Origin of the sequence: Xanthomonas arboricola pv. populi (genome assembly GCF_002939945.1) — a bacterium.
GTDB classification, from domain to species: domain Bacteria; phylum Pseudomonadota; class Gammaproteobacteria; order Xanthomonadales; family Xanthomonadaceae; genus Xanthomonas; species Xanthomonas arboricola_A.
The window spans coordinates 1-4,264 of record NZ_MDEB01000018.1 but is presented as its reverse complement, the minus strand read 5'-3'; the positions used below and the strand labels follow the sequence as shown (position 1 = coordinate 4,264).

4 protein-coding genes are annotated in these 4,264 nt (G+C 59.4%); all 4 read left to right on the top strand.

Features of this window, described 5'->3' with window-relative positions; all coding sequences use genetic code 11:
* Window positions 1–744: hypothetical protein (locus tag XaplCFBP3123_RS21580; protein ID WP_172453431.1), on the top strand; the 744-nt coding region annotated here is incomplete at its 5' end.
* A gap of 78 nt (window positions 745–822) precedes the next feature.
* Entirely contained in the window at window positions 823–1,137 is a 315-nt protein-coding gene (locus XaplCFBP3123_RS21380) for a hypothetical protein (protein ID WP_146091415.1), read from the top strand.
* Between the two features lie 3 nt (window positions 1,138–1,140).
* Window positions 1,141–1,527, top strand: coding sequence for a hypothetical protein (locus XaplCFBP3123_RS21055; RefSeq protein ID WP_104535794.1), 387 nt, complete (start codon window positions 1,141–1,143; stop codon window positions 1,525–1,527).
* 163 nt (window positions 1,528–1,690) lie between these two features.
* A partial coding sequence (locus XaplCFBP3123_RS21790; RefSeq protein ID WP_253254281.1) for a LysM peptidoglycan-binding domain-containing protein occupies window positions 1,691–4,264 on the top strand: 2,574 nt, incomplete at its 3' end.

Below are 4,264 nucleotides of genomic sequence, written 5' to 3'. Positions count from 1 at the left end.
TGTGGCAATAGTGTCGCGCATCTGCTGTGCTTTGTTCAGAGGTTCCCTAGCATCCAGATCCGCGCAAGCGATCAGCAACTCCGTGACCAAGCGTTGATGCTTGCGGTCGGTGCACAGACGGTGGAGAACATCCGTGCCGACCGTCGGCGCAGCAATGCCATCGACGTAGGAGCGTTCCAACGCAGCAACGCGTTGGATATTGGTGCCATCAATGCCTCACGCATGGCGCCCTCGACGGTACGTCCGCTTACGCCGATGCCAATCGATCCGGAAGCAATCACGATCAATCCCAACAGCATCAGCGGATGGGAAGTCGCCGGCTCCTTTGTTGAGGGTGTCGGCAATGCATTCGTAGGGGTTGGGCGCGAAGTTGCCGATACGCCGCTGCGGGTGGGCGATATGGTGCTGGCCGCTGCAGCAGTGACCACAAACCTCTTCCGAGGAGAGGGCGACTATTGGCTGCCTCAGATGAACAGCGGCATGTCGCGTGACTACGAACGCTCAGGCCAGACGTGGGACCAGTTCGCGCTGGATCACAATCCGCTGTACGCCGCAACCGTGGGTCTGGGCACCGCGATTGGCAACGGTGCCGGTGCAGCGATTGTGGACAACGATTACCGTCCGCTCGCGAATTTGGGTGGAGAGTTTGCCGGCGGCTTGCTGGCCGGCAAGGCCATGAACCGATACGGCAACTATGGCGTAATGATTGATGACATTGGTGCCAGTGGGCTTGGGCGATCGTAGGCTGGCAGCGTGGGGGTTAGGTTCGGCAAAGCCTATCCAGATGGAAGCTTCCATACTCCAGATGGTAAATTTGTAAGCATGAGGGGGGTTCCTGCACCTGGAACTTTGAATGCGGCTTCGTTTGCTAATTTTCTGCAGAAAAATGGGGTTAAAGTAGTCGGTACTGAGATGGAAGTTGTGACTCCAGTTGGGGTGAGAAAACATGATGTCGTTACTCGCAATGCTAATGTGTCTCTATTTGGGCTTGAAATAAAAAGTGGCGGTGCAACTCCCACCCCATATCAAAGGTTCGTAGATATGTATGTAAATAGTTTTGGTGCAGAAGGAAGAGGCCGTATAGCTGGTGAAAAAGTGGTTGGCTCATATACTGTGTATCTTCCGGCCGGAGGTTGACAAATGATTCTTGAAATAGAAAATTGTCCTAAAATCGAGAATCCTGATGAGTCTAAAGTAAGATCATCTATCAAGGCGCTTAAAAGTTATGGCCCAAGTTCATTTGCTACTTTAGAAAATGAATCTGGCGATTACTTGCAGGTCGCCGGTGGTGGCGTGACTTGTATGTTAGAAAAAAAAGATATGACAGTTGGAAAGCAATATCGAGCATATAAGCATGAAAAAAGCAAAGTCTTCCCTGATGGAACTGTTCTGGCTTTTGGCGGGGGGGAGTTGATTATGCAGTCAGATGAATGGTTTTCTTCGGAAGAAGTTGCGGAAGTATTTTGCTGCTTTCTTAAGGGTGAGGCGTCTCCTGATTATGTAATGTGGAGAGAGGGAGTTAATTGAATTAATAAATAAATGCCATGGATAGAGTTGCCTGATCGATCGGAGCACCTATGGGATAGCTCAGTGAGGACAGTCAGCGGCTACTTCTTGGCAGCGTTCAGTGCCTCCACCAGCACAGTGGGCGCGGTCGCCGCGTGAACGGCCATATAGCAAGCGCTAGGCGGTGACGGCGGGCAAGAGTGTCACTGCCAGCGTGATGGTGCAGCAGGGCGCCTCCAGCGCAGGCGATGCATCCGCGCAGGTACTGATCGTCTGGTACGACGCCAACGGCAACATGCTGCCCGGTGGCCTGGGTTCGTCGTGGTCCTCGGGCAATGTGGTGGACAGCGGCTCCGGCGGTGCTTGGCACAAATCCTCGGTCACCGCCACGGTGCCGCCGGGTGCGGCCTTCATGACCATCGGTGCGAGCGCCAACAAGGGCGCCGGCGGCGATCCGTTGTGGGTGGACGACTTCCAGTGGACCTACACCCCGGTCGAACCGGGAATCAAGGAGCTGCCGGTCGACAAGGCGTACTGGTTCGACTACGACAAGGAAAACCGCGTCACGGTCAGCAACGGCGTGCTGCAGGCCGGCAAGATCGTCATCGCCAACGACGACACCAGCTCGCTGCAGAGCTACGACAAGGATGGCAACGTCACCTTGCGCCAGTCCTACGACAACGGGGTGCTCAAGCGCCAGCAGTTGTTCTACGACGACCAGGGGCGGGTGGTACGCATCGTGCAGACGCTGCCGGACGGCGTCACCCGCCTGCTGGAGACCAGTCGCTACGATGCCTCCGGGCGGTTGCTGGAACGCCGCCAGTACGCCGATGACGGCTCGGCCAAGCGCATCGATGTCAGCAGCTACGACGCCGATGGCCGGCTGATCAGCCAGACCGCCTACGGCATCCCGATGGGCGGGGTGTATCAGCCGGTGGACGAGGACGGCAACCCGCTGCCGCTGCCCGACGACGGCCTGGAAGGGCTGCAGCTGCTCAGCGTGGTCAACTACCAGGACGGCACCGCCGCCACCGGCTACGACGCCGCCGGCCGCCTGCGCGGCTACCGCTACTCGCTGGTGCGCAACGAGCAAGGCAGCGGCATGACCACGCCGGAGGGCTACACCCACACCTACCGCTACACCTACCAGGGCGCGGAGACCTACCTCACCCAGCAGGTCATCGGCACCAGCACGCACAAGGACTTCAAAACCAGCAACAGCACCAGTACCTACGATGCCTGGGGCAAGCTGCTGTCGGTGCGCGAGAACACGCCCGGCGGCAAGGTCGACGACCGGCTGCGGTATTTCGCGATGGATGCGGAGGGCAACATCTTGCGCCGCACCGAGGGCACGTTCGAGGGTGGCAAGTTCACCCAGGACGATGCCGAGCGCCTGCGCACCGAGCAGTACGCGTTCGCCAATGGGCAATATGTGGCGGCGGGTCGTTTCGACGGCAAGACCGACGTGCTGGGGCAGATGAACGCCTACGCCAGTACCGATGTGGGCACCTACAAGGTGACGGTGCAGGCCGGCGACACGCTACGCGGCCTGGCGCAACGGCTCTACGGCAACAGCAACCTGTGGTACGTGCTGGCCGAAGCCAATGCGATCGACGACGACAGCGGCCTGGTGGCCGGTGCGACGTTGAATGTGCCGGACGTCAAGGCCAACACCAACGACGCCAATACGTTCAAGCCGTTCAACGCCAGCGAGGCGATCGGCTCGACCACGCCGTCGCTGCCGTATATCCCCAAGCCGCCGGAAAGTGGGTGCGGCACGTTGGGGATGATCATCATGGTGGTGGTGGCCATTGTGGTGACGATTTATACGGCCGGTGCGGCATCCGGACTTGTAAGCGCGGCGGCGGCCAGCGCCACGACTGCCGCAGGCGGCACGATCGGCGCAACGATGGCGACCGGTGCTGCGGCGCTTGGTGGAACATTTGGGGCCACAGCGGCCGTCGTGGGAGGTGCTGTCGGTGGCTTCGCCGGAAGTCTCGTGAGCCAAGGCGTCGGCAGTGCGATGGGGCAGACCAGCTTCAGCTGGCGCAACGTGGCGGCCAGCACCGTAGCCGGCGCAGCGACGGCAGGGTTCGGGTCGATGATGAGCGGTGCTGCCAGCCCGATGGTCAGCGCCATTGCAACCGCAGCGGTCGGCAACGTAAGTAACTATGCTGCCAACAAGCTCGTTGGCAACGAGGCCAGTTTTAGTTGGAAGAGCGTCGCCGCCAGTGCGGTGGCGGCGGGCATCACGCAGCAATTGGCGCCCACGATCTCCGGTGCACTGGGTATCGATGCCAGCAGCTACGGTCGAGACATTGTTTCCGGCATCACCGCCGGTGTAGTGAGCGCGCATGTACGTCAAGGCATGGTGGGTGGCGCAGTAAATTACCAGGACGTGTTTGTCGATGCGTTTGGTAATGTACTGAGCAGCAGCCTCAATCGCAGGGGGTTGGCATCGCTGGCTCAAGCAGATCAACGGCGCACTAACTTTACGCAATGGGATGCGGAAGACGCCGCATCCCGTCAGCAGATGATTGCTGACGAAGAAGCCGGCATGGTGCAGCAGCAGGGCTGGGCCGGCGATCAACGGGCAACGCAATCCATTCCAAGCGAAGGAGAAGTGCGGACAGTGATGCTGAGAAGCGAACTGAGCGCCGATGAGCGCGCCCGCCTTGCGACGACGACGACCTATCACACCGAGTATGTCTGTCGACTCCCCACAATTCAATGCCAGCTAAAACTAGAGGTCTGCGGT